21 protein-coding genes and 1 pseudogene are annotated in these 24530 nt (G+C 66.3%); 9 read left to right on the top strand and 13 right to left on the bottom strand.

The window, feature by feature from the left end:
• The 3 genes and pseudogenes from A9X01_RS23205 to A9X01_RS23195 all read right to left on the bottom strand — a co-directional run.
• Positions 1 to 119: pseudogene (locus A9X01_RS23205) on the bottom strand (type VII secretion protein EsxI); the annotation flags it as partial.
• A gap of 50 nt (positions 120 to 169) precedes the next feature.
• A complete protein-coding gene (locus A9X01_RS23200) occupies positions 170 to 466 on the bottom strand; it encodes a WXG100 family type VII secretion target (protein ID WP_065034164.1) in 297 nt (98 codons plus the stop codon).
• Positions 467 to 791: 325 nt separating this feature from the next.
• Positions 792 to 1091 carry a type VII secretion system ESX-5 target PE19 gene (locus tag A9X01_RS23195; RefSeq protein WP_036361188.1) on the bottom strand — a complete coding sequence of 100 codons (300 nt, stop codon included), beginning with the start codon at positions 1089 to 1091 and terminating at the stop codon, positions 792 to 794.
• Positions 1092 to 1698: 607 nt separating this feature from the next.
• Here A9X01_RS23195 and A9X01_RS23190 point away from each other — a divergent pair.
• Positions 1699 to 2748: a class I SAM-dependent methyltransferase gene (locus tag A9X01_RS23190; RefSeq protein WP_065122968.1), complete on the top strand. Its 1050-nt coding sequence runs from the start codon at positions 1699 to 1701 to the stop codon at positions 2746 to 2748.
• Here A9X01_RS23190 and A9X01_RS23185 read toward each other — a convergent pair.
• The 5 genes from A9X01_RS23185 to A9X01_RS23165 form a co-directional block, all read right to left on the bottom strand.
• A complete protein-coding gene (locus A9X01_RS23185; RefSeq protein ID WP_065122967.1) occupies positions 2743 to 3066 on the bottom strand; it encodes a DUF732 domain-containing protein in 324 nt (107 codons plus the stop codon). The two genes, A9X01_RS23190 and A9X01_RS23185, sit on opposite strands and share 6 nt — an antisense overlap.
• Positions 3067 to 3098: 32 nt before the next feature.
• A complete protein-coding gene (locus tag A9X01_RS23180) occupies positions 3099 to 4328 on the bottom strand; it encodes a PPE family protein (RefSeq protein WP_065122966.1) in 1230 nt (409 codons plus the stop codon).
• A gap of 11 nt (positions 4329 to 4339) precedes the next feature.
• On the bottom strand, positions 4340 to 4639 hold the full coding sequence (locus A9X01_RS23175) for a PE family protein (protein WP_065122965.1): 300 nt from the start codon (positions 4637 to 4639) through the stop codon (positions 4340 to 4342).
• 133 nt (positions 4640 to 4772) lie between these two features.
• On the bottom strand, positions 4773 to 6011 hold the full coding sequence (locus A9X01_RS23170; protein WP_065122976.1) for a PPE family protein: 1239 nt from the start codon (positions 6009 to 6011) through the stop codon (positions 4773 to 4775).
• Positions 6012 to 6381: 370 nt separating this feature from the next.
• Positions 6382 to 6576, bottom strand: a complete 195-nt coding sequence (locus tag A9X01_RS23165; RefSeq protein ID WP_065122964.1) for a ferredoxin — start codon at positions 6574 to 6576, stop codon at positions 6382 to 6384.
• 156 nt (positions 6577 to 6732) lie between these two features.
• On the opposite strand from A9X01_RS23165, the gene A9X01_RS23160 reads away from it, so the two are divergent.
• Positions 6733 to 7908, top strand: a complete 1176-nt coding sequence (locus tag A9X01_RS23160) for a cytochrome P450 (protein WP_065122963.1) — start codon at positions 6733 to 6735, stop codon at positions 7906 to 7908.
• 32 nt (positions 7909 to 7940) lie between these two features.
• On the opposite strand, the gene eccCa is transcribed toward A9X01_RS23160, so the two are convergent.
• A complete protein-coding gene (eccCa, locus tag A9X01_RS23155) occupies positions 7941 to 12110 on the bottom strand; it encodes a type VII secretion protein EccCa (RefSeq protein ID WP_065122962.1) in 4170 nt (1389 codons plus the stop codon).
• Positions 12107 to 13630 carry a type VII secretion protein EccB gene (gene eccB / locus A9X01_RS23150; RefSeq protein ID WP_065122961.1) on the bottom strand — a complete coding sequence of 508 codons (1524 nt, stop codon included), beginning with the start codon at positions 13628 to 13630 and terminating at the stop codon, positions 12107 to 12109. Before eccB ends, eccCa begins: the two co-directional genes overlap by 4 nt.
• A gap of 308 nt (positions 13631 to 13938) precedes the next feature.
• Here eccB and malQ point away from each other — a divergent pair, with 308 nt between their 5' ends.
• The 3 genes from malQ (at position 13939) to A9X01_RS23135 (ending at position 16969) form a co-directional block, all read left to right on the top strand.
• On the top strand, positions 13939 to 16113 hold the full coding sequence (gene malQ, locus A9X01_RS23145; RefSeq protein ID WP_065122975.1) for a 4-alpha-glucanotransferase: 2175 nt from the start codon (positions 13939 to 13941) through the stop codon (positions 16111 to 16113).
• On the top strand, positions 16110 to 16583 hold the full coding sequence (locus A9X01_RS23140) for a nuclear transport factor 2 family protein (RefSeq protein ID WP_065122960.1): 474 nt from the start codon (positions 16110 to 16112) through the stop codon (positions 16581 to 16583). Before malQ ends, A9X01_RS23140 begins: the two co-directional genes overlap by 4 nt.
• 116 nt (positions 16584 to 16699) lie before the next feature.
• Positions 16700 to 16969, top strand: coding sequence for a CPBP family intramembrane glutamic endopeptidase (locus A9X01_RS23135; protein ID WP_065122974.1), 270 nt, complete (start codon positions 16700 to 16702; stop codon positions 16967 to 16969).
• A gap of 9 nt (positions 16970 to 16978) precedes the next feature.
• Here the strand turns inward: A9X01_RS23135 and A9X01_RS23130 are convergent, their stop codons facing one another.
• Positions 16979 to 17407: a type II toxin-antitoxin system Rv0910 family toxin gene (locus tag A9X01_RS23130; protein ID WP_065122959.1), complete on the bottom strand. Its 429-nt coding sequence runs from the start codon at positions 17405 to 17407 to the stop codon at positions 16979 to 16981.
• 218 nt (positions 17408 to 17625) lie between these two features.
• On the opposite strand from A9X01_RS23130, the gene A9X01_RS23125 reads away from it, so the two are divergent.
• Complete coding sequence (locus tag A9X01_RS23125) at positions 17626 to 19353, top strand: molybdopterin-dependent oxidoreductase (protein ID WP_065122973.1); 1728 nt, start codon at positions 17626 to 17628, stop codon at positions 19351 to 19353.
• 10 nt (positions 19354 to 19363) lie between these two features.
• Here the strand turns inward: A9X01_RS23125 and A9X01_RS23120 are convergent, their stop codons facing one another.
• Positions 19364 to 19927 carry a hypothetical protein gene (locus tag A9X01_RS23120; RefSeq protein WP_036360355.1) on the bottom strand — a complete coding sequence of 188 codons (564 nt, stop codon included), beginning with the start codon at positions 19925 to 19927 and terminating at the stop codon, positions 19364 to 19366.
• Positions 19928 to 20130: 203 nt separating this feature from the next.
• Between A9X01_RS23120 and A9X01_RS23115 the strand changes: the two genes are divergently transcribed.
• Together A9X01_RS23115 and A9X01_RS23110 are read left to right on the top strand one after the other, a co-directional pair.
• Positions 20131 to 21921: a DUF4407 domain-containing protein gene (locus tag A9X01_RS23115; RefSeq protein WP_081282569.1), complete on the top strand. Its 1791-nt coding sequence runs from the start codon at positions 20131 to 20133 to the stop codon at positions 21919 to 21921.
• A gap of 168 nt (positions 21922 to 22089) precedes the next feature.
• Positions 22090 to 22536 (top strand): DUF6941 family protein, encoded by a 447-nt coding sequence (locus A9X01_RS23110; protein ID WP_036360357.1) that lies wholly within the window; start codon positions 22090 to 22092, stop codon positions 22534 to 22536.
• 26 nt (positions 22537 to 22562) lie between these two features.
• Here the strand turns inward: A9X01_RS23110 and A9X01_RS23105 are convergent, their stop codons facing one another.
• Entirely contained in the window at positions 22563 to 23777 is a 1215-nt protein-coding gene (locus A9X01_RS23105) for a cytochrome P450 (RefSeq protein ID WP_065122958.1), read from the bottom strand.
• Positions 23778 to 23970: 193 nt separating this feature from the next.
• Between A9X01_RS23105 and A9X01_RS23100 the strand changes: the two genes are divergently transcribed.
• Positions 23971 to 24528, top strand: coding sequence for a TetR/AcrR family transcriptional regulator (locus A9X01_RS23100; protein WP_065122957.1), 558 nt, complete (start codon positions 23971 to 23973; stop codon positions 24526 to 24528).
• Positions 24529 to 24530: the final 2 nt, after the last annotated feature.

Here is a 24530-nt window from a genome sequence, read left to right as displayed (position 1 = left end):
TCACCGGCAGCCAGCACATCGCGAACGATGGCCTGGTGCTCGGCCTCCAAGTTGGCGGCCTGGGCGCGGATGAGCGCACCGTGCGCGTCAACATCCCCGAACTGGTAATTGATGGTCATTGAAGTTTTCTCCTAACGTGAAAAAGCGTACGCAGCGAGTAGCTGGATGGCTAGCTGGACAGGATTTGCTGGGAGGCCTGCTCTTGCTGCTCGTAGTTGTTCGCGTCGCGGATGAGTCCGTCACGCACGCCGTGCAGCATGTTGACAATGTTGCGGAAGGCCTGGTTCATCTGGCTCATGGTGTCCAGCGAGGTGGCCTGGGCCATACCGCTCCAGCCCGCACCGGCGATGTTCTGCGAGGACGCCCACATGCGACGAGCCTCGTCCTCAACGGTCTGGGCGTGGGTCTCGAAGCGGCCCGCCATGTCCCGCATGGCGTGCGGGTCGGTCATGAAACGCGTAGTCACGTGATAACTCCTTCTTCTGCTACTTGATGCCTTGATGTCTTTGAAAGACGCGATGGCCGATCGGCTGCAAGGTGCAACTACCGACCGGAGAAAATCGGACTGTCCTCCTTTTCCGTCAGCCGGTGGCCACCGGGCTTCGTAGCGGTCGGAAGGTTGTCGATCCCAGACCCCGTTGTCTGGGTGACGGCGAATGCAGGTGATCCGAAGCAACGGGCCCCGACCAAGCCGGAAACCTCGGACTCACCGCCAGGTGGGAAGGCGCCAAGAAATTCACGTCTGTGGCTTTCCGTCCCAAGTCTGTGCGATCTCGAACTGTCAGCGCTCGTCAGCCGGCCGCGGCCGCGTTGGCGGCTTCGGTCGCCGCGTACGAACCCGAACTGGTGGTCAAGGTGTTCACGAACATCTCGTGGATCGCGGCGGCCTGCGCACTGACGGCTTGGTACATCTGCGCGTGCGCGGCGAACTGAGCCGCGGTCAGCGCCGACACCTCGTCGGCCGCGGCCGGGACCACACCGGTGGTCGGCGCCGCAGCGGCTGCGTTCTGTGCACTCATCGTGGTGCCGATGCCTTGCAAGTTGCCGGCCGCAGCGGCCAGCGCCTCCGGTTGTGTGGTGACGAATGACATGCTGTTTCCTCCCTTAATCACCCCAACGTCCAGTCTCTGCCACAGAGAGTAGATGACTGTGTGGTGCACAGTCGCCTTCCATGCCGCCAGTTCGCATTTGTTCACTCGACGGCAATACGAATTCACCTGCTGTTACGACACATTAACAGCGTCAAGGCGGGTTGGGAGGCCACTCGCAGTCAGTTCACAGGAGCGGCCTGCGCCAAAATCGTGCGGGCACTTGCGACAGACCATCCATCGACCGCCGACCTGGGATTATCCGAGCGAAGCCGCGAGCTTGGCGGGTACCTCTATATATGTGTCGTATATAGGTGTCGGTGACACGAGGCGTGTCCGGCGAGATCCTGGGCCGGCGTTGCCTGGGCCCGGACGGGCCGGCCGGTCTGCGCGCGTACCGGCCGCGCGCGATGTGTACATGCCCTGTTCACTGGCCGGTCATTCCCACGCGGTGGCGGCTGATCTATTTTCGTCTCCTAGATGTCGCCGGCGGCCTCGTGTCCGTGCCGGCGCGCCGAAGTCGATCCGGTGCGGCGCCGCCGGCAATAAGCCGCTACGCATCGACTCGCCGCGGTGCTTGGGGGTGGATGCGGTCAGGTAGAGGAGTCTGATGGAGGATCCGTCGACCGGTTCGTTCGACCCGGACGCATTGCGCGATGCGATGGCCCGGCGGTTGTACCGCCGATCAGTCGCCGGGGGCCATGTCACCGTGCCGGCGGTGCCGGCCATGATCGACGAGTACGTCGAGATCTGCAACCACATTTTCGCCAGTGTCGGTGCCAGGCAGACCCCCGCCGAAGCGGCTCAACTCAGGCGGATGCTCGAATCGGAACTGGCGCGGGCCTACGCCGCCTCACAGCGCTCCCAGATCGTCATCTCCTACCATGCTCCCTTCGGCATCGGCATCAACTATCGCGTCAAGGCCGAGTGGCTGGCGGTGGCCGACGATTACGACTCCTGGGTCGGCAACCGGGAAGGGTCACTGTTCGGGACCGAAGCCGATGCGCGGGTGCTGGCCGTCGCCGATGAGGCACACGAGCCGCGCAACTACCGCGTGCTCGACCTCGGTGCGGGAACCGGCCGCAACGCCCTGGCGCTGGCCCGCCGCGGCCATCCGGTGGATGCCGTAGAGATGACTCCGAAGTTCGCTCAAATCATCCGCACGGAAGCTGAGCGGGAATCACTTGACGTCCAGGTGATTGAGAGCGATGCCTTCGACACCATGGATGGCGTTCGATCCGACTACCAATTGATCGTCGCCTCCGAGGTGTTGCCGGAGTTTCGCACCGTCCAAGAACTGCGCGGCGTATTCGAGCTCGCCGCCGACTGTTTGGATCCCGGCGGACATCTGATCATCAATGCATTCTTGCCGCGCCCGGGCTACGTCCCCGACGACGCTGCCCTCGAACTCGGACAGCAGTGCAACTCGATGATCTTCACTGAAGAGCAGATGGCAGGCGCGACCGCGAACCTGCCGCTTGAGCTGGTGGCTGACGACTCGGTCGTCGATTACGAGAAAGCCCATCTGCCGCAGGACACTTGGCCGCCGACGGTGTGGTTCGCCAGTTGGGCAACGGGCCTAGACGTGTTCGACGTCGAACCCGAGGAGTCGCCGATCGAGTTGCGCTGGCTCATCTATCGGAGAGCGGCGACCTCATGAGGTCGCCGCTTCCTCGGGAGCGTACTGCGGGCAGTAGATCTCAATGGCGGCGCCAACGAAATATCCGGAGTGGTAGGCAGGCATAGAACTACTGTTCAGCACGTCGGCCGCTACCTGCGAGGGCGTCATGCCCTGGTCCAGCTTTGTGCACACCATCCGGGCCGCTTCCACGGCGTGGCTGGGCGAGATGTGATCGCTGATGCCCTCGGTCTGCAGCACGGCAATGAACTTGTTGTCTTTTGTGTCGGCGTGGGCGGTGGCCGCTGCACCCAGCGGAGCGAGCAATGCCACTGCAGCGACGAACATCTTGGTGATCATTTCGGTCTCCTTCGGTAGATGGTTGTTGGGGGTTATCCGGCGGGCAGCGGGCGTGGCATGACGGTGGGTTTGAACCCGTAGCGGGGACCGGCGCCGGGCCCGCGACCGTTGCCGGCGCCGACGACGGGCATGCCGTTCAGCACATTCCCGCCGCCACTTGCGTGCTCGCCGGCGACAATGGGCTCGCTGATCATCTGCACCGCGGGACGCACTGACGGCGGCGCCGCACTGGCCCCGGGCCACGATGCTGGGACGGCGAGGTGCCCAATGTGGGCTCCGTTGCCCAACCCCGCGGCCACCTGACCGCCGGCGGCACCGACCGCCCCGCTGATCGGCGGTATCGGGACGGAGGGGGTCGCCGCCGCGGCCGGGGCGGACAACAGACCGGCGGACTTGGCCACCTGCACGAACGAGTTGCCCATTCCGACGCTGAAGTAGGGCAGACCTTCGGTGTTGTAGAAAAAACCGGCGTAGTTGTTGTAGCCGGTCATGAATGTTCCGAGGTTGTTCGGCAGCGTCGTCTGCCCGGACAGCAGGAACCAGATCTCGGTCAGCAGCGGGTTGCCGTTCCCGAACTGCTGCACCAAGTTGGCGGTGCCGGTCGGGGTGGCGAGTTGGCCCAGCGAGTTGGTGATCTGGTTGAGGAAGCCCTGCACGCTGTTCTGGATTGAGGCGGCCGGTGCGGCTTGGGCCGCGGCGACCGCGGCGGCCTGGGTGGTGCTGCCGGCGGGGTTGACGATCGTCGGTGCCTCGGTGAAGGTGGTCAGCCTACTGGCGGCCTGTGAGGCCGCCGCGTAATTCAGCATGGTGGAAGCGTTTTGGGCCCACATCTCGGCATACTGCGCTTCCAGCTGAGCGATCACGCCGTTGTTGAGGCCGAGAATGTTTGTCTGCAACGCTTGCGCCAAACTGGCACGGTTCGCCGCTACGAGCGGCGGCGGCACCACCCCGGCGAAGGCGGCCTCGAACGCGGCCGCCGCCGCTCGCGCCTGGGTGGCGGCATGCTCGGCCAGGCCGGCGGTGCCGGTCAGCCACGCCACGTACGGCTGAGCCGCTTGCGCCATCATCGCCGAGGCGGGGCCTAGCCATTCCTCGCTGGCCAATTGCATCAGCACCGTGTCGTAGCCCTGGGCCGTGGACGTCAGTTCGGCGGCGAGCGCGTTCCACGACGAAGCTGCGGCCATAAAGGATGCGGCGCCCGGACCGGAGTACATCATCGCCGAGGTGACTTCGGGCGGCAGCGCCGCAAGATCGGCTGGCATCTGCTGACTCCTCAGCCGGCCGCGGCGGCGTTGGCCGCCTCGGTCGCCGCATAAGACCCCGAGCTGACACTCAGAGTGTTGACGAACATTTCGTGGATCGATTGCGCCTGGGCGCTGACGGCCTGATACGTCTGGGCGTGCGCGATGAACTGCGCCGCGGTCAGGACCGACACCTCGTCAGCGGCGGCCGGAACAATACCCGTTGTGGGCGCGGCCGCCGCGGCATTCTGCGAACCCATTGCCGAACCTATTCCTTGCAACGTGCCGGCAGCCGTGGCCAGCGCCTCGGGATGTGTGGTGACGTAGGACATCCGCTTTCCTCCCTTATTTGCTCTGCAGCGCAACGGATTCCGGTGCCGTTACGCACATTGTGGTATGTCGACGACGCATCGTTGCGCCTCCTTGGTCTGGATCATGTTGTCGCGCAGCGGTATTGACACGGTGTCATCCCGCTGAAGGTGGTCGGGCCAAAACGCTGTATCGGAAGCCGTAACGGACGCCCATGTTCCAGCCCCGCTGCCTGCTACGCGCACCGGGTGGAACACCGCCGGCGTTGACCATGTTGGCTGGGCCGGCGTCGGCGGTTGCAGCGCCGAAATTGACACTCACCAGCTTCGTGTCGGCTCCCCCGGCCCCTGCCACGGAGCCGGGTGCGTTGCCCCAGGCCGCCGGAACCGACAGCGCGCCAACCTTGCTGCCCGAGCCGACACTTGCCGACAAGCCGAGACCCGAATGGAAATGCCAACCGCTGGCGCCCAATGCGGCGAACTGCGGTGTCGGGTACCAGGCACCGCCGGCACCGGCCGTGGTACCGAGACCGTTGAACAGCTGCTGTCCGATCTGAGTGCCAAAGGAACCCAACCCGACGGCGAAGTAGGCCTGCAGCGTCTGCTTGATCACCGCGGTGTAACTGGCTGGGGTTATCGCCGTGAAGTTGTTGGCGGGAGTGGGCAGCCCGTACATCAGGAAATCCTGGATCGTATTCCAGATGAAATTGGGTTGGCTGGCCGCGACCGGGGCCGTCCCGAGCTGCTGTAGCGCCTGCGGTACTGCTGCGGCAGAGACCAGTTGGTGAGAGATCGTCTGTGCGACGTCGCCACTGTGAGTGCCAGCGGCCTGACTGACCGCGGCGGCCTGTTGGGGCAGCGCATCGGGGGTGGTGCTGTTCGGCGGCGAGAGGAACCGGTTCAACTCCGTGGCGGTCGCCGACGAGGCCGCATACCCGTACATCGCGGCGGCGTCCTGCGCCCACATCTCCAGGTATTCAGCTTCGGTCGCGGCGATCGCCGGGGTGTTTTGCCCGAGAATGTTGGTTGCGATCAGCGTTCCCAACAGCACCCTGTTGGCCGCAATGACCGGCGGAGGCACGGTCATCGCGAACACCGTTTCGTAGGCGGCTGCGGCCGCCCGGGCCTGGACAGCGGTTTCCTCGGCCTGAGTGGCCGCCGCGCTGAGCCAGCTCACGTACGGCAAGACCGCTGACAGCATCGACTGCGATGCCGGACCAACCCACGGTGCGCTCGTCAGCTCGTTGACTACCGCGGTGTAACCCGATGCCGCAGCACCCATCTCACTCGCAACGCCATCCCACGCCGAAGCGGCGGCAAGCATTGGGCTGGGACCGGGGCCGCTGTATATCCGTCCCGAATTGATCTCGGGAGGCAACGCTCCGAAGTCCAACACCACCCCTCCTCAGCCAACCCCGATAGGCAGTCTCGACCGCCGATACCGCGCGAAGCCAGGCACGCTGCTGGTCCGATTCCTTCAGTTCCGTGGCCCGAGCGGATTGCCGGCCCGTCTGACGCGCTCCGGGCGGTTACCGCGGAGCGGAGAGCGGTTCATTACGATCTGCGAGCTACTTTGGACCGCTTTCATATGGAACTCTAAGGGTTGGGTGGGTGGTTGGACGCCGATGAAGCCAACAATTCATTCCTCGAAAACCTTTGTTCAGCCGTCGTTAATTTTGACGTTGCAAAGGCTGCCGAAAGCGCGTGGGAACGACGAAACCCATTCTGCCACACGGTATAACGGCGATGAGCAGGCGAAATATTATTCAGTCTTCCTGCAGAATCAACGCCATTTCGGGGCAGGACGCGACACCGTCTCGGGTCAATTGTTCATCTTCGGGACGCACCTGACGCGCCTCCAGAATCGAGTAGCCCGACTCGTCGATGGGGAAAAGCTGTGGATCGACCGCGTAGCACTGAGCGTGTCCCACGCACTTCGAGCGTTCGAGGCGAACCTTCACTTGCGGTGTCCTCCTTCCGCCGTTCCGGCCGCATCGGGCCGGTGGCGTGGTACGTAGCGTAGCCCGCGGCCGCATGCCATATTGTGCTGGGCCAGTACGGTTGCGCTGCTTTGGTATCCGGCAGTGGCAGTGAAGCAGAGGGAAGAGCTTGAGCACATGAGCACCCCTGACGAGGGCCAGGGCAAATTTCATCTGCCACGGTTGGATTACTCGGCATTGCCGTTTACCCAGGACCGGGGCAAAGGTTGGAAGACGCTGCGCGATGCGGGGCCCGTGGTCTTCATGAACGGCTACTACTACCTGACTCGTCGTGCGGATGTGCTTGCCGCGCTGCGCAATCCGAAGGTGTTCTCCTCGACTGTGCTACAGCCCCCCGGCGATCCGCTGCCGGTGCTGCCGCTTGCGTTCGATCCGCCGCAGCACACCCACTACCGCAAGATCCTGCAGCCCTATTTCAGCCCTTACGCGCTGGCCAAGTCGCAACCGGTGCTGCAGCGCCACGCCACCGAGATGATCGCTGCCCTCGCCGCACGCGGCGAATGCGAGGTGATGGCGGATTTCGCGCGGCTGTACCCCTACCAAGTGTTCCTGGACCTCTACGGACTGCCGATCCAGGATCGGGACCGTCTGATCGACTGGAAGGACGCCATCGTCGGAGACAAACCGTTCCTCACCGTCGCCGAGCTGGGAGCCGGACAGGTCGAGTTGTTCGAATACCTCAAAGACGCTGTGCAGCAACGTCGTCGCAGTCCGGGGTCGGATATGTTGTCGGCGTTGATGACGGGCGAGGGTGACCTCACCGACATCGAATTGCTGGGTATGAGCCACCTGCTGATCCTGGCGGGACTGGACACGGTGACGGCAATTATCGGGTTCTGCCTGTTCGAGCTGGCCCGCAGGCCGCAGTTACGGGCAGAGCTCCGCGAAAACCAAAGACAGATCAGAGTATTCATCGAAGAGGTCATTCGGCTGGAGCCGCCGGCGCCGGTGGCTCCTCGGATTGTCACCGAGTTCGTCGAGGTCGGCGGGATGACCCTTCCGCCGGGTTCGCAAGTGCGGTTGTGTATGGCCGCGGTCAACCGCGACGGCAGCGACGAATGGTCGACCGATGAGTTGGTGATGGACGGCAAGGTGCACCGGCATTGGGGATTCGGCGGCGGGCCGCATCGCTGCCTTGGTTCACACCTGGCGCGCATCGAGCTGACGGTGGTCATCGCCGAATGGCTCCGGCAGATTCCCGATTTCGATTTACCGCCGGACTACGCGCCCGACATCGTGTTTCCGTCTAAATCGTTCGCGCTCAAGTCATTGCCGCTGCGCTGGGGCACTTAAGACAGCCCCAGCGCAGCGGCAATCGGCAATTACTACCGGCGCACCTCGGTGGCGGCGACCTGGACGAATACGCCGGTGTCCTCGGCCATCAGCAGACCACGGCCGCGAGGCAGCGGACCGCCCTTCATCTTGCCGCGGATGAAACCCTCGTCCGCGTCGGCGTCCATCACCAGCAACGGCGCGTTGGCCTGATGCAGGGCCCGCAGCATCGGGTCGCTGCCCGCCGAGGACCAGCCGCCGAAGGTACGGGTCACGATCACGTGCAACCCGACGTCGGCGGCCCGGTTCACGAACGGGACGGCCTTGTGCAGCGGCGAATCGAAGCCCGGTGGCAGCTGCTGGATGTCGTCGACGATCAGGAAGATCTCCGGCCCACTCCACCAGGACCGCGACAGCAGCTCTTCGGCGGACAACCCCGGTGGCGGCTCACGGCCGGCCAACGCCGCCGCCAGCTCACCCATCATCGCCACCACGCCGTCGAGGTTGTAGGCGAACCGCTCGACATAGTCGGATCCGAGCGTGGTCAACAGCTGACGACGCGGGTCGATCAGCCACACCTGGGCGGATTTCTTGCCGGCCGGTGGCGTCGGAGCGCTGGTGGCGCCCGGCGCATACAGCCGGCCGATCTCGGACATGATGGTGGCCAGCGTCGTGGTGCGCCCGCACTCGCGGCGGCCGGTCACCATCAGGTGCGCGTTCTCGGCGAAGTTGAGATACACCGGCTGCAGATCCAATTCGGAAATGGCCCAAGCGATTCCGCCCGCACCAACGTTCTGCCGGGTGTCCCGCGCCGCCAGCTCGCGCACCTGCTCCACGCCGAACTTCGCCGGCAGCCGTCGCACCGGCGGAGCCGCCGCGGTGGTGAGTCGGCTGACCGCCGCAATGACGCTGTCGCTCTCGAACACGTTGTTGGGCGTGCTGCCCAGCGCCGGCCGGGCCACCAAGGTGTGCAGGCCGGCCTGCGGGTCGCTGTCCAACCGGACGTAGTTCACGGCCACCATGCCGCGGCCCGGCTTGACCGGGACGTCCTTGGCGAACCGGGAACGGACCAGCTTGGCGTCCTCCACCGCGGCCAGGCGCAGCTCGACGCGGGAGCCGAAGCCACTGCGCACCGGCGGCCGCAGCTCCGATTCCCGGTCGGCGGTGACGATCACGTGCACGCCGAACGAAGGACCCTGGTTGATGATCAGGTTGACCTGGTCGATCAACACCTCGTTCTCCTCGGCCAGCGCCCGGTAGTTGTCGATGACGAGGTAGACGTCGCCGAATCCGTCGTTGGGCACCGGCCCGGCCTCGTCGCCGAACTTGCGGCGGCGGAACATCTCCATCGATGCGATGCCGTACTCGAGGAAGCTGCGCTTGCGCTCCCGCACCAGCGCCAGTAGTTCGGCGACCGTCCGGCGTACCCCGTACGGATCGGTGGGGCCGGCCACTTCGCCCACGTGCGGCAGGCGCGCGATCGTGGTCAACGCCGTGCTGCTGTACGCCAGGCAGTAGAACTGCACCTGCTCGGGTGTGTGGGTCAATGCGGCCGAGCAGATCAGCGTCTGCAACGCCGTCGTCTTGCCCGAACCACCGGCGCCCAGGATCAGCACGTTGGAGCCGGGCCCCGAGGTGTCGACGGTCCACGGCGGCTGGTCGTGCTTGAACGGCCGGTCGATGATGCCGATCGGGAAAACCAGGTTGCGGGCCGAGCCGTAGTCCTGGTGCCAGGGGTGGCCGAGGAAACGGTTGACCAGCTCGTCGATGGCGATCGGTTCGGTCAGCGGCGGCTGCCACAACCGGTACGGCTCGAAGTTGATCCGGCGCAGCTGGTCGATGATCACGGTTCCGACCTTGGGCGTCCGGATCGCTTCCTCTTCCTCGTCTTCTTCGGCCACCGCGCCGTTGACTTCGCCGTTGGTGTAGCTGGGCACCGTCGGCGGTTCCACGCTGGGCCCACCGACGCTGACTTCGAGCGGGGTGAACGAGTTGGTGAACAACTGGGGGCGCACATAGTCGATGGTGTTCACCAGCACCGGCGCCTCGTCACCGTCGATCGAGGAGATGCGCAGGTAGTCCCGCCACAGGAACTCCGCCTGGAACCGGATGATGTCTTCCAGGCTCTTGCGGAAGTAACCCAGCCCGGCCTGTGCCGGCAGGTTCACCGCGTTGGGCACACCGGCCGCCTGCGCCGCCCCGGCGGTGCGGGCTTTCAGCACCAACCGGTAACCCATGTTCTCCATGAGCTTTTCGGCGCGGCTTTCAATGGTCTGCGAAGCCATCATCAGGTGGATCCAGTACGCGCGTCCCTGACGGCCAATGGAGTCGAGCACATCGACGGCGGTTGGCATGATGCGGAACCACTCGTAGAACTCGTCGATGACCACCACCAGCATCGGCAGCGGTGCCATGTCCTGGCCACGGGCGCGCATCCTTGCCCGGACGGAGTTGTACTCCTTGGCGTCGTCGACGCCGGCACTGTCACAGATGGCCTTGCGTCGGGCGATCTCGCCCCACAGGGCGTCCAGGAACCGTTCCATCAGCGCCTGGTCTTCTTCCAGGTCGGTGATGATCCGAGACACGTGCGGCACCCCGGCGAACGGCTTGACGGCCGAACCACCCTTGAGGTCGGCGAGCACGAACTGCAGCTCCTCCGGCGGGTGGCCCAGCATCAGCGACTCGATCACCGTGCGGACAAGGGTCGACTTACCGGAACCGGTGGTACCCGACATGACGCCGTGCGGGCCGTCGCCGCCTTCGTCCAGGGACTTCATGTCCAGGAACAGCAGTTCGCCATTGTCGGAGCGGTTGCCGAACGGCACGCGCAGCCGGGAGCGGCCCATTGTGTCGGTGCGGCTCCCCCACAGGTCCTCGAAGTCGATCGCGGCCGGATCGTCGATGCCGTAGTAGGACAGGATGTCGCGGGCGCCGATGTGGGCCACCCGCTGACCGATTTCTTCGTAGGCCTCAGCCAGCCGCCATTGCGCCAGCTTCTGGGCGAACTCCTCGGCTTCGGCGGTGCTCATCTGGTCGGTCAGGGCGAAGAACCACGCGTTGTCGTCGATCACCATCCAGGTGTCGCGGTCGCGGGGCAGGGCTTCGATGATCCCGACCTTGTCGAACTCGAGCTTGCGCTCGGGGACCCCGGTCCACATCGGCGAGCCGGTCAGGTCGAAGAAGGTGACACCGTCGACGCCCTCGGCGCTGATCACGTACTCCCACTGCGGGTCGTCGACGTCGGCGATGATCACGTGGTGCGGCGTCGGCGTCTGGGTCGACGAGCTGGCGTGCCGCGGCGTGAACGAGCCGCGGCCGGCGAACAGCTCGGCCTGCTCAGCGGCGAACTCCCGCACCGAGCTGTAGACCATCCGCGCGCTGCCGGCGGCGTCGGTCCGGCGCGAGTCGCCGAAGTGCGGCAGCCATTTCACCCAGTCCCACTCGTCCAGGTCGGAACTGACGACGATCAGCCGGACGTGGTCCGGGCCGTGGGAGAAGGTCAGCTGGCAGATGATGGCGCGCATCAGCCCCAGCACCTGCTCGCGCTCGCCGACCAGGGCGTACCACGGCTCGACCAGCACCGAGATCATCTTCGGCAGGTTGTAGACCACGCTCTGGTAGCGGCCGAACTCCTGCAGCGCCTTGCCCGTCACCGGCTCCAGCTCGATGTCGGTCGGCATGTTCTGCGGTTCACCCCAGGTCACCTCGGGGCGCGTCATTCCGACGCCGACGCGGACGACCCCGAAGTTGAGGTCTTTGCCGTCCGGCTTGCGCTCCCACATCCGCTGCGATCCGACGGCGGCGGCAAGCGTGTTGGGAGCCGGATGGAACCACCGGTAGTTGGCGTCCATGCTGTCCGCCGACTCCTGCGCGGTCTCCCGCAGCATGTCCAGCATCAGCATGAACTGGGCCCGCATGGCGTCCAATTTGGGCCTGCTCATTTGCTGCTGACCGCCGCCGACCCCGCGGAACATCATCAGCATCATGCCGCCGACCATGAAGATCGGGAAGATCGAACCGACGCCACCGAAGACGTGCGAACCGCTGGCGAACGTCATGGCGACCATGCCGCCCAGCAGACCGATGACGACGACACCGACCACGATCAGCCACCAGGGCTTGCCCTCGGGCGGCGGAATGCTCAACGGCGTCGGAAGGACGATGTTTTCTGGCTTGATTACCGGAGGCTTCTCCGGTGTGGGTCGTGCAAAACCACGTTTCACTTCGGTACCACCAACTCTGCAGGGGTCATGTCCATAGGTAGCGTGTCGTGCTCCACCAAGGCGTCCGTTCGGGACAGCGTCGGACCCTGCGGCAGCAGGCGCAGCGCCACCCATGGCGCCAGGCTGGGCTGCAGGGTCAGGCCGAGCGCTTCGCGTGATTCTTTGGTGTCGTCCACGCCGAACCGTGCGCCGGCGTTGGTAAGCCACCACAGCGACTCGGCGGTCTGGGCGCCCGGGTTGTTACCGGTGACGGCGACAAAGTTCGCGTAGTTCGGGCCGAAGTAGACCTGGTCGGCCTCGCGGCCGGTCATGTCCGCCTTGACCAGGCTGACTATCCGCTTCATCTCGCTCGCCTTGATCGGGATGCTGGGCCCGGACACCACCTGCACGCGGGCCCGGTTCTCACCGTGGGTCCGTTCCCACCACCAGCAGGTGGACGGGTTCTCCCGGATGTCCAGCACGTTGAGTGGGTCGTTGGGGTAGGCCGACAGGTCCAGCCGGTTGACCACCGGCATCCTGGCCAGCGCCGACGGCTCGACGGTGACCGGCTTGGTGTTGCCCGGGCGACCGGCGTTCTGCAGGATCTGAGCCACCAGCGGCGGCAACGTCTGCACCCCGTCGGTCAGGACGAGCGAATATTGTTGCGGCCCACTGATCTGCGGTGTGACGAGAATCGTCCCGACGGGACCGGGCGCGCCGGGGAAGGTAGCCGCTGCTCCCGCGTTCGGTACCTCCGGCACCAGCAGCTCGGGTCCGACCGGCAGCGCGTCGTAGAGGGCGTGGCTCATCGGCCGGGCCTGACTGACCTGTTCCGGCGTCAGGCCCAGCGGCAGCAACACCGACCGGTCGGTCGCGTCGATCTTGGATCGGCGGCCCTCCCGGATCACCCAGGTGTTGCCGCCGTAGCTGAGCACCACGGCATCCGACCCGCTGAGCACCCGACGGTGACCGCTCATGTCCGGGGTGCCGTTGATGACAGTGACGGTTACGCCGCTCATCGAAGCGACACCGCCGGACGCGCCTCCCACGGTGTCGCACACCAGCCACGACGACGCGGGAGGGTTCTTGGGCGACAACTCATTCGGCGCACCCGGAATGCCGACCAGCGGCCCGTGCGGCAGGCTGGCGATCTGGCTGCCGCGGACCAGGTGCGGGTTGTCCGCTCGCCCGGTGATCAGCCGCGCCGACGCCAGATTCAGCGCCGGGTAGAGCCGGTCGCCCACCTTTACATAGAGCGCGCCCGAGTCGCGATCGGCAATGATCGGTGCGTCATTGATCTGACCGGCCGGGCTGAGGAATGAGTACAGCAACGCGCCCAGGCAGATCACCAGCGCCGCGGACACCGAGGCGACCACTGCCAGCGTCTGGCGACGACCGGGCTCGATCTCCATGCGGACCCGCCAGCGGGTCAAGGCCATCGCGGTCCGGCGCGCCAGGAACTGATACCCGGTTACCTGGGTCCGCGTCGACAACCCAAGGCCGTACCCCGACCCGCGCTGCCCGCGGCTATGTTCGGCCACGCTTGATCACCTTCCGGTCTGTTCTCTGTCTGTCAATAACGTCTGAATATGTCAAAGCGTCTTGATATATAGCCCTCATGGCTAGTAAGCGCTAAAGCACATCGATACCGTAAGGCACTCGCGCAGACCCCGCCATGCGTCGGCGAAAGCGCTGGATCCCCCACGGATTCGTCGTATCTTCATTGGGCATGTTAGCTGCGAAACGTCGACAAGGCGCGTCAAGTAACAGACTGTTAAATCAACCTCACGCAGACACCCGCTGAGACCCCACTGAGCTGCAGGGCGGCATGGCACGGAAGATGAGCGGCATGACTGAGCTTGCGCCATCGCTTGTCGAGCTCGCCCGGCGGTTCGGCGTTGCCACCAGCTACCAGGACTGGAGCGGCCGGCACGTGGTGGTCGCCGAGTCCACTCTGGTGGCCGTGCTGGGCGCCCTCGGTGTCCGGGCAAGTTCCGAACAGGACCGCAACGCCGCACTGATCGCCGACCTCCGCGCCCATTGGGCACGGTCACTGCCGCCCACCATCGTGGGGCGCGCCGGTGGGCAGACCCGTTTCTGGGTGCACGTCACCCACGGCGACCCGGCCGAGGTGTGGTTGCAGCTCGAGGACGGGACCGAACGCGGCGGTGTGGAGCAGGTGGACAACTTCACCCCGCCATTCGACCTGGACGGACGCTGGGTGGGCGAGGCCAGCTTCGTGCTGCCGGCCGACCTGCCGCTGGGCTATCACCGCGTCCACCTGCGCTCCGGTGACTACCAGAGCAGCACCGCGCTCATCGTGACACCGGACTGGCTGGGCCTGCCCGACAAGCTGGCCACCCGGCGCGCCTGGGGTCTGGCGACCCAGCTGTACAGCGTGCGGTCCCGGCATTCCTGGGGGGTTGGCGACCTGGTCGACCTCGCGGATCTCGCGCTGTGGTCAGCCACCGCGCACGGCGCCGACTACGTATTGGTCAACCCGCTGCACGCGGCCGCGCCCTCGGGCAGCCAAGAGCCGCTGAAGCCGATGGAGCCGTCACCCTATCTACCCACGTCGAGGCGATTCGCCAATCCGATGTACCTGCGCGTGGAAGCCATTCCCGAGTTCGCCGAGCTGCCCAAGCGCGGCCGGGTACGGCAACTGCGCGACGAGGTCCAACACCGTGCCGCCCACCGCGACAGCATCGACCGCGACAGCGCCTGGGCCGCAAAACGCGCGGCGCTCAAGCTGATTCACCGCCAACCGCGCTCGGCGGGCCGCGAGTTGGCCTACGCGGCCTACCGCGCACGGGAGGGTCACGCCCTGGACGACTTCGCGACCTGGTGCGCATTGGCCGAGAAGCACGGCGCCAATTGGCGACGATGGCCGAAATCGTTGCGGCACCCCTACGCCGCTGGGGTCGCGGAGTTCGTCGCCAAGAACGCCAACGCGGTCGACTTCCACCGGTGGATGCAGTGGCAGCTGGACGAGCAGCTCGCCGCCGCACAGTCGCAGGCCACGCGCGCCGGGATGAAGCTGGGCGTCATGCACGACCTGGCCGTCGGTGTGCATCCGAATGGCGCGGACGCGTGGGCGCTGCAGGACGTGCTCGCGCTCGGGGTGACCGCTGGGGCGCCCCCCGACGAGTTCAACCAGCTCGGCCAGGATTGGTCCCAGCCGCCGTGGCGGCCGGACCGGCTGAACGAACTGGAGTACCGGCCGTTCCGGGCGTTGATCCGTGCCGTGCTGCGGCACTCCGGCGGGGTCCGCATCGACCACATCATCGGATTGTTCCGGTTGTGGTGGATTCCCAGTGGCGCCCCGCCGACCGAAGGCACCTACGTCCGCTACGACCACGAGGCGATGATCGGCATCGTTGCGCTGGAAGCGCATCGGGCCGGCGCGGTGGTGGTCGGCGAGGACCTGGGCACCGTCGAACCGTGGGTGCGCGACTACTTACTTCTACGCGGACTGCTGGGCACCTCGATCCTGTGGTTCGAGCAGGACCGCGACTCGGGTTCGGCGGCGCCCCTTCCCGCGGAGCGGTGGCGGGAGTACTGCCTGTCCTCGGTCACCACCCACGACCTACCGCCGACGGCGGGTTACCTCGCGGGCGATCATGTGCGGCTACGGGAATCCCTGGGGTTGCTAGCCCGTCCGGTCGAGGACGAACTGCGCTCAGCGGCGGCCGAACGCGAGGGCTGGCTGGCCGAGTTGCGGCGGGTCGGCCTGCTCGACGAGGGCTCATACGACCCCGATGACGAGCCCGAGCGGCTGATCCTGGCCCTGCACCGCTACCTGGGCCGCACGCCGTCGCGCCTGCTGGGCGTGGCACTGACCGACGCGGTGGGCGACCGGCGCACCCAGAACCAGCCCGGCACCACCGACGAGTACCCGAACTGGCGGGTACCGCTGGCCGGCCCGGACGGAGCGCCGATGTTCCTCGAAGACGTCTTCACCGACCCGCGGGCCGCAACTCTGCTGGATGCGGTGCGCGCCGCGATCACACCCGAGCCGGCGTGAGCCGCACGCACGCTTCGTCCGCGGACCGGGCGGCGCTCAGCGATCTGGTGCACCGGTACGCGGCCGGCGTCGATGACCGCGAATTCGATTCGGTGGCAACGCTTTTCACCGACAAAGCCGAACTCTGCGTACCCGACCCGCCGAACGCGCTGCACCCGGTGCGCACCCACCACGGCCGGGCCGCGATCGCTGCGGCCCTGGCCGCAGTCGGCCAGGTCGCGCGCACCGAGCATGCCGTCGTCGGCGAGGTGTACGACATGGCGGAGCGGCCCGGGTTCGCCCGGGGCCGCATCACTTGCGTTGCGCACCATTGGAGTCAGCGTGCCGACGAGGTGGTCGACGCGGTTTGGCACCTGCGTTACGACGACGAGTACGAACACACCGAGGCGGGTTGGCGCATCGGCCGGCGAACGCTGACGATCAATGCCATCGAGACCCGCCCAATACGCCGGCTGCGACCCCACGAATAGCCGCCCCGCGCGCCGAACTCGTTTCTTCAGAACGTGATTCGGGTAATTGAGAGGAGGGCTCCAAACCGGCCGATCGGGACGGTCGACTGCACGTGAATGCAGCAGAGGAGACGTTCTTGACGAACGATTCGACGCACGATCTCGCAGACTTCGAAACCAGAGCCGAGCGCACCCCCGGCCTGGTCGTCATCGCCGGTGCCGTCCTGGCGTTCGTGGTATCCGCCGTGACCTTCGCGCTGGGACATGTCGGAGCCGGGATAGCCGCGGCGTCAATCGGGATGCTGGTGTTCGGCGGTGGCCTGGCCTGGCTCGCGGAGGAACGCAGGCGCGTGCGCCAGGCCGAGCGGGACCTGCGCTGCAGGGGCCGCTACCAAGACCGGCGGTGACGACGGGGGTCAGCGCAGCTCGGCGAGGTTCTTCACCGACGTCTCGACGTCGGAGCGCAACACCCGGGCCACCAGCCGGCCGACCGGACCGCTCAGCACGCCGCCGGACAGGTCGGCGGTGAGGTGGAAGTCCGAGCCCGGACTCCTGTCCTCGACCGACATGGCCACGGTTAGCCGGATGCCGCCGCGGCCGCGGCCCTTCAACTCGATCGCATGGGGCTCGTCGTACTTCGTCACTTCCCAATGCACGACGTTGCGGAAACCCTTGACCCTGATGCACGACGAGACACAGGTGCCCTTCTCGATGGTCGACGGCACCTCACCCCGCCAGCCGGCGAAGATCGTCATCCACTCGTCGAAACGGCTCAGGTCGGACGCGAGCTTCCAGGCGGCTTCCGGCGAGACTTCCGATGTCGTCGAGACGTCTACCCGTGCCAAGTTCTGCTCCTCCCGCGGGGATCCAAAGTCGATCCAGAGTCGCAGTTACATACCCGGCCGCAGCGGCCCGGTAAACACCTCGGCGCCTGTGATCAGATCTGTCTGTCACAGTTTCTTATTTATACAGTCGCCGTAGTGTAAATTTGCTCAGCGTGAGCAGAACCAGTGACAAAGGCCTGGCAACCGGTGCTGACCAGGTCGATACGCTCGATCGGCAGCTGGGCGTGGACTACGCCAGCGAGGTGCACACCGCCGAAGACGTCGTCGACGTCGAGGCGTATGGCGGTGGATTCGATCTGACCCGGCGAGCCACCGCGCCGCGACTGCGGGTGGGCCGCGACAAGTGGTTCAACCTGCTCTGGCTGATCCCGATCGGCTTCGCGCTGTTGGTCGCCGGCGTGGCGATCGGCAAGGGTCTGCACCACATGCCCGCCGTGCAGTCGTTCATCGAGCGCTATCCCGGCGTCGATCCGCACTCCAGCAGCGCCCCGGGTCGGCCCGCGTGGATCGGCTGGACGCACTTTTTCAACCTGTTCATGATGACGTTCATCATCCGTTCCGGAATTCAGATCCTGTGCGACCATCCGCGCCTGTACTTCAGCCGCAACGCCACTCCCGGCAAGGATGAGTGGCTGCGCGTCGGGCCGCCCGTTCCCGACGATCCGCTGTGGACCGCCAACGCCGACACCGTCGCCTTGCCGCCGCAGTTCGGCCTGCCTGGATTCCGCCACTCGATCGGGCTGGCCCGCTGGTGGCATCTCGGCATCGACGTGCTGTGGATGGTCAACGGCGCGGTGTTCTACGTCTTGCTGTTCGCCACCGGGCAGTGGCGGCACCTGGTCCCGACGAGCTGGGACGTCTTTCCCCATGCCGCGTCGGTGGCGATTCAGTACCTGTCGCTGAACTGGCCCACGGACAACGGCTGGGTCGCGTACAACGCCATGCAGTTGCTGGCGTACTTCACCACGGTGTTCATCGCTGCGCCGGCCGCCATCATCACCGGGCTCGGCATGTCACCGGCGCTGTCGCAGCGGGTGCACTGGCTGAGCAAGCGGTTGAGCATCCAGCACGCGCGATCGCTGCATTTCCTGGTGCTGGTGTATTTCCTGTTCTTCATCCTGACCCACGTCACGATGGTTTTCGCCACCGAGGCGCTGCGCAACCTCAACCACATGTTCGCCGCGCGCGACGACAACAGTTGGGTCGGCTTCGGCGTGTTCTGCGTCGCGATGGTGATCGTGGCCATCGGCTGGGTTGCCGCGACCCCGTTCACGATCAAGCATCCGCGGGTGGTGCAGCGGGTGGGTTACGCGCTGGTCGGTCCGTTCCAGCGGGCGCTGGAACGGCTGAACCCCAAGCCCGGCGCCTTCACCGAGAAGGACATCTCCCCCTATCACTGGCGCAACGGCCGTCTCCCCGAGACCGTCGAATACAAAGAGCTGGAAAAGAACGACTTCGTGGACTGGCGGCTGCGGGTCTATGGGCTGGTGGAGAACCCGACGGCGTTCTCACTGGAAGATCTGCGGGCACTGCCCTATCACGACCAGATCACCCAGCACTTCTGCATTCAGGCCTGGTCGGGCGTGGCCAAATGGGGTGGTGTGTCCATGCAGACGATCATGGACATCGTCAAACCATTACCCGAGGCGAAATGGGTGGTTTTCTATTCGATGGGGCTGGGCGCGACCGGCGGCATCTATTACAACGCGCACCCCATCGAGCAAATGACGCACCACATGAGCATGCTCGCTTACGACATGAACGGTGAGCCACTGCCCTATCTGCACGGCAAACCGCTGCGGCTGCGCAACGAATTACAGCACGGCTTCAAGCAGGTGAAGTGGATCAAGGGCATTGAGTTCGTCGCGCATTACAACGAAATCGGCAGCGGCTACGGCGGGTACAGCGAAGACCACAAGTTCTTCGGACGGCACCAGACGATCTAGGACCGGCTGGTCAGCCCCCGGGCCAGGCGCTGTCGACCTGGGTGGCGATGTCGATGACCTGAGCGGCCTGCGACTGGGGTGAGTCGATCTCTTCCTTGACGTACTGGGCGATGAACCGCCGGATCTCCCCGTCAACGCCGGCCAGAATGCGCAGCACTTCGCCGCGAATCGACTTCGACGACACGTTGACGGTGATATCGGAGGGCCGCGGCTTGGAGACATCGACGATCAGGAGCAGCGGCTCAGCCGCGCGTGCGGTCGCCCGCAGCGCGATGTCGCCCGAGACCAGGAATCTCTGCTTGTCGAGCCGCAGGTCCAACAGCAGGTCGATGGACAGCGGAATATGGATGACGAAAGTGATCAGGTCGCCGAGCTTGCGGGTCACCCGGGGTTCCTGAATCTTGACCTTCGCGCTGACCTTGGCGATCCCGCCTGGCCCCTGGGCGATCGGTTCCATAGCGAATTCGCTGCCGGCGATGTCGGCCAATGCCGCGGCGACCCGGTCCGGTGTGACGGCAACCTCGAAAAATCTGCGGCCGAACTCTTCGTAGCTGAGGAAGTCGTAATTTTCCATAGAGTCATACCGTCTCATGCCGCCCGCGTTAACGGTCGCTGATCCGCTCGCGTCGCTTGAATACTGGGCCGAAATGGTGGCTGGAACAGGGTTCGAACGGGCTTCAACGGCTTTGTGAACAACGCCACAAGCGGCCGCCTGGATTCGGTGTGTCGGGTGGCGGCCTGCCACGCTGGAAGGCAATTGGAGGTGATTGGAGTCTCATGCGCGCGCACGAAACGCTTGAGCGGCGCTCGATGATCTCGCCTGCGGTGGTGGTGCTGGGGGCCGTGCTGGCCTGGCTGGTAGCCGCTCTGGCCGTCCACTCGTCGGTCGGGGACTCGGTGCCGATCTGGGCAGTCATCGGGCTGACACTGGTTTTCGGTCTGCTGGTAGGTGCGGTGACCCGCGGAATCGCGGCCGGTCCGGATTCGGGACCGGCCGGCACCGCGGGGCGTGCTGCCGTCGCCGTTGCCGTCGGTGTCCTGGTCGGCGAGCTCGCCGCCCTGGTCATATTCTCCGGGGCGATCGACCACCGGCTGGGCGAACGCGCTCTGCGTGAACCGGGGCCGGCGGTCGCCCAGGCCGAGGGCACGCTGCGGCAGGCAAAGGCGGCCCGCAGCGCGCTGGACAACTCGGTGGAGCAGGCGCGGGTGCAGTTGGACGCCGCCCTGGTGGTGGCGCGCTGCGAATACAACCCGTCGCCCGCGTGCCCGCAGACCCGCATCACCGGTGTTCCCGGCCGCGGACCCGAGACCCGGACGGCCAACGAGCTGCTCGCCGACGCGCAGCGGGAGCTGGGCAACGCGCTGGTCGCCCGCGACCGGCAGGCGCCCGAGCTGGACGCCGTGGTGTCGCGCGACGAGCAGGCGCTGGCCGCCGCGCAACACACCGCCGTTGCCGATGCCGGACACGGCCTGGGCGCGCGGTGGGTCGCGATGAACGAAATCACGCTCGCCGGCCCGGGTGCGCTGATGTTGCGGGTCATGACAGTAGCTTTCTTCGCGCTGCTGTATCTGCTGCCACTGATCCTGCGCAGATGGCGGGGCGAGACCACGCACGATCGGCATGAGACGGCGCGCGCCGACCGGGAACGTGCCGAACTGGAAGCCGACACCGCAATCGCGATCAAGCGGGCCGAGGTCCGCCGGGCCGCCGAAATCATGTGGGCCGAGCATCAACTCACCCAGACCCGCCTTGCCATCGAAGCCCAGGCCGAGATCGACCGCGAGCAGCAACGCCGTCGAGTGGTCGAGGCGCTCGACGCGCCGGTGCGCGCCACGTCGGAGCGCAGCTTCGAGCCGGCACTGGAGCCGGCAGCCCAGCCCGAGGAGGAAGACATGTACTTGCCGATCGCCGCCGAGGCCGAGGCAGCCAGCCGAGCCGTCGCCGAATTGCCTGCCGCAGAGCGGGATAGGAGTTCCGCCGCCGAGGAGCCCCGGCACCTGCCCGCTCCCGCCGAACCGGCCGCCGCTGCCGTCGAGCACTATGAGGAACCCCAGCAGAGTGAGGAACGCGCCCCGATGATCCCGTCGATTCCGGACGCCACCAAAGCAGCGGCCCGGTGGATCCGGCCGCTGGTCCCGCCCTTCGTCGCGCGCGTGATCGACAACACGACCCAGCCGTTGCGCAGCGCGCGGCAGGTGTTCGAGGAGGTCGAGGAGATCGCGTTCTCGCTCAAGCGCACTCGCAAGGTGACGGTCGATTCGGAAAGCTCGGAGGGCGGCAGCCGGCGACAGGCTGCGCAGCCGGTGCACGAGGAGGCTGCCACGTCTGTCGGCGCCCATCGCATCGACTCGGCGCGGGGGCATGCCGCGCAACCGCATCACCCAGCCGACTACCGGCAAGTCGGCGGCTACCCCGAACAGCAGTCGCTGGGTCACGTGCCGCGGCAGGATCTGGCCGGCCTGTCGGTCGGGTCCCGGCACGACGATCGGCGCGAGCTGTCGGGCCGGGAGGGACCGCGCGAGCTGCGGGCGCCCGACGGGCCGCGTGAGCTGCCTCCTGGTCGCTAGCGCGGCGCAGTATTATCGGGCCGACGGAGTCAGACTCGGTCCAAGAGTCGAGGTCGGCGGCGACTCGCAATTGCATACGGAACAGGACGTGGATCTCGTGACGGCAGCAGTCGTAGGGCACCAACTCGCGGTGGAACCGGCAGTGTCGACCGATACGCTGACCGCCGCATGAAGGTCAGCCTTTTCCTCGCGGACGCCGCCCAGGCCGATGCGCAATCCGGCAAGGTGCACACCCTGGGCCTCGGCTGGCGGCAGTGTCAAACACCCACGCCGCCTTTCGCTTTGGTGATGTTCCTGGACATCGATTGGGACGAGACCAACAAGCAGCACAAGCTCACCTGCCAGTTGCTCGATACCGACGGTCAATCGGTGACGGTGCCGGGGCCGCAGGGTCCGCAGCGCATCCTGTTCGAAGCGGCCGCGGAGGCAGGCCGCCTCCCGGGAGCCATCCACGGCACCGCGGTCCGGATGCCGCTGACCCTCAACATCCCCGGCGGCATTCCGCTGGAACCGGGCATCTATGAATGGCGAGTCGAGGTGGAAGGTTTCGAGCAGGCCACCGCCGTGGAGGCCTTCATCGTGTCGATGGGTGCGTTGCCGCCGACTCCGGTCTGAGGACCGGCGCCGCAACGGCTTTCGGTTCAGGAGACGGTGAGCTCGAGGCATTCCAGGCGTCGCACCAGGATGCTGGGCACCCAGCGCCCCACCTCGGCGGCCCGGATCGACGAACTGCGGTCCAGCAGCAGCCGCAACACGATGCGGGCCTCCAGCCGGGCCAGCGCCGCACCCACGCAAAAGTGCGCTCCCCTACCGAAACTCAGATGATTCCGGCCTTCGGCGCGGTCCAGCCGAAACTCGCCGGGTGCCTCGAAGCGGCCTGGATCCCGATTGGCCGCTCCCCACAGCAGCACCAGTCGCGAGCCGGCAGCGAGGTCCATGCCCGCCAGGGTGGTGTCGCGCAGGACGTGTCGGTAGTGGCCGCGGAACGGTGGTTCGAAGCGCAGCGTCTCCTCGATGAATGTCCCGAGCAACGCCGGTTGCTCGCGCAGCCGGCCGGCGATGTCGTCCCGCTCGGCCAGGATCGAGGCGGCGCTGCCGAGTAGCGACGCGGTCGATTCGCCCCCGGCGGCGAACAACGTGATCATCATGACCTGGGCGGTGACGGTGTCCAGTTCACCGGCGGCGCAAGCGCTCGCCAACTCGCCGAGCAGGTTGTCCTGCGGGTCGTCGGCCGCGCGGACGAACTGGTCGCTGATGTAATTGCTGAGCTCCATCACCGAAACCCCCGCGGCGGCAAGCTGTTCCTGATCCGCGAGGCCCTCGAGCAGTTGGGTCGCCGCGTAGCCCCACCGCACCAACTGCTCCACGTCCGCCTCTGGCAGGCCGATCAGCTCCGCCACCACCATCATCGGCAGCCGGTTGGCGACGGCGCCCATCCACTCGATGCGGCCACCGCGCAGCGCGTCTTGCCACAACCGTTCGGCGGTGTCGGTGACGAAGCGTTCCAAGACCGCGATCCGCTTGGCGGCCAAATAACGCACCAACAGCTTGCGGTGCACGGCGTGGCTGGGATCGTCGGCGGTGGCCAGCACGTGGGTCGGTCCGCCGAGCCCGTCCATCTCGAAGGGCACGACGGTGCCGTGCGGGGTGTAGAGCATCGTCGCCGTCAGATTGGACGAGAAGTCGTCCGTTCGCGAGATCGCCTCGTTGACGGCGTCCCAGCCGCATACGGCGAAGAACCCGGACTCGCCGATCCGGTGCACCGGGCCATTGCTGCGCATGCGCTCGTAGAGCGGATACGGATCCTGGATGGACCCGTCGTCGAACAACTCGACGGGATCGTGGAGGACGGTCATGACTCAAGGTTGAGTGCCGGAAATCCGCAGGTCAACGGGTCAGGGAGAAGTCGATGGAAAGTCGATACGCAGCACCGGGGACGCGAGCCGACGGATTTCTCACCCGAACGGCGGGACGTGCGCTTATGCTGAGATGCTTTTACATTTCGTCTCATTGCTGAGAATTACTGTCACATAGATCTCGAAGGTGCGGATGAGCAAGGGCGACTGGCTGGTCGGCGGTGATCGCCGCACGCGCGCCGCCGAACGCATCTACGACGCCGCCGTCGAGCTGGTGGCACGCGAGGGGCTGGACGCGCTGGACATCGACCGGTTGGCGGCCCAGGTGCACTGTTCGCGGGCCACGATCTACCGGTACGCGGGCGGCAAGGCCGAGATCCGGGACGCAGTTCTGGCCCGGGCGGCGGCCGACATCATCGAGGCGGTTCGCTCGGCGGTCGGCAACCTGACCGGCCCGGACCGGGTTGTCACGGCGATAACACTGGCACTCAAGCGGATTCGTTCCGATCCGGTCAGCCGATTGATGATCGGTTCGGTGCGCGGCGCCGACGCCATGACGGCGCTCACCGCGTCGCCGTTACTGAGCGGCTTCGCCGGCGAGCACGCCGGGCTGGCCGCCGACGACCGGCAGGCCGCCCAGTGGGTGGTGCGGGTCGTGCTCTCGCTGGTCTACTGGCCGGTCGAGAACGAGGCCGTGGAACGTCAGCTGGTGCAACGGTTCGTCGCTCCGGCGTTCGCAGAACGCCGTTGAGC

This window comes from Mycobacterium asiaticum, assembly GCF_001668675.1.
Taxonomy (GTDB): Bacteria; Actinomycetota; Actinomycetes; order Mycobacteriales; family Mycobacteriaceae; genus Mycobacterium; species Mycobacterium asiaticum_D.
This window is presented reverse-complemented; position numbering and strand designations above follow the sequence as displayed.

Bases quoted from the DNA above. Each gene is read 5' to 3' on its own strand.
- A9X01_RS23195 (WP_036361188.1), bottom strand. From the start codon at position 1,091: ATGTCATTCGTCACCACACAACCGGAGGCGCTGGCCGCTGCGGCCGGC.
- A9X01_RS23190 (WP_065122968.1), top strand. From the start codon at position 1,699: ATGGAGGATCCGTCGACCGGTTCGTTCGACCCGGACGCATTGCGCGAT.
- A9X01_RS23185 (WP_065122967.1), bottom strand. From the start codon at position 3,066: ATGATCACCAAGATGTTCGTCGCTGCAGTGGCATTGCTCGCTCCGCTG.
- A9X01_RS23180 (WP_065122966.1), bottom strand. From the start codon at position 4,328: ATGCCAGCCGATCTTGCGGCGCTGCCGCCCGAAGTCACCTCGGCGATG.
- A9X01_RS23175 (WP_065122965.1), bottom strand. From the start codon at position 4,639: ATGTCCTACGTCACCACACATCCCGAGGCGCTGGCCACGGCTGCCGGC.
- A9X01_RS23160 (WP_065122963.1), top strand. From the start codon at position 6,733: ATGAGCACCCCTGACGAGGGCCAGGGCAAATTTCATCTGCCACGGTTG.
- malQ (WP_065122975.1), top strand. From the start codon at position 13,939: ATGACTGAGCTTGCGCCATCGCTTGTCGAGCTCGCCCGGCGGTTCGGC.
- A9X01_RS23120 (WP_036360355.1), bottom strand. From the start codon at position 19,927: ATGGAAAATTACGACTTCCTCAGCTACGAAGAGTTCGGCCGCAGATTT.
- A9X01_RS23115 (WP_081282569.1), top strand. From the start codon at position 20,131: ATGCGCGCGCACGAAACGCTTGAGCGGCGCTCGATGATCTCGCCTGCG.
- A9X01_RS23110 (WP_036360357.1), top strand. From the start codon at position 22,090: ATGAAGGTCAGCCTTTTCCTCGCGGACGCCGCCCAGGCCGATGCGCAA.
- A9X01_RS23105 (WP_065122958.1), bottom strand. From the start codon at position 23,777: ATGACCGTCCTCCACGATCCCGTCGAGTTGTTCGACGACGGGTCCATC.
- A9X01_RS23100 (WP_065122957.1), top strand. From the start codon at position 23,971: ATGAGCAAGGGCGACTGGCTGGTCGGCGGTGATCGCCGCACGCGCGCC.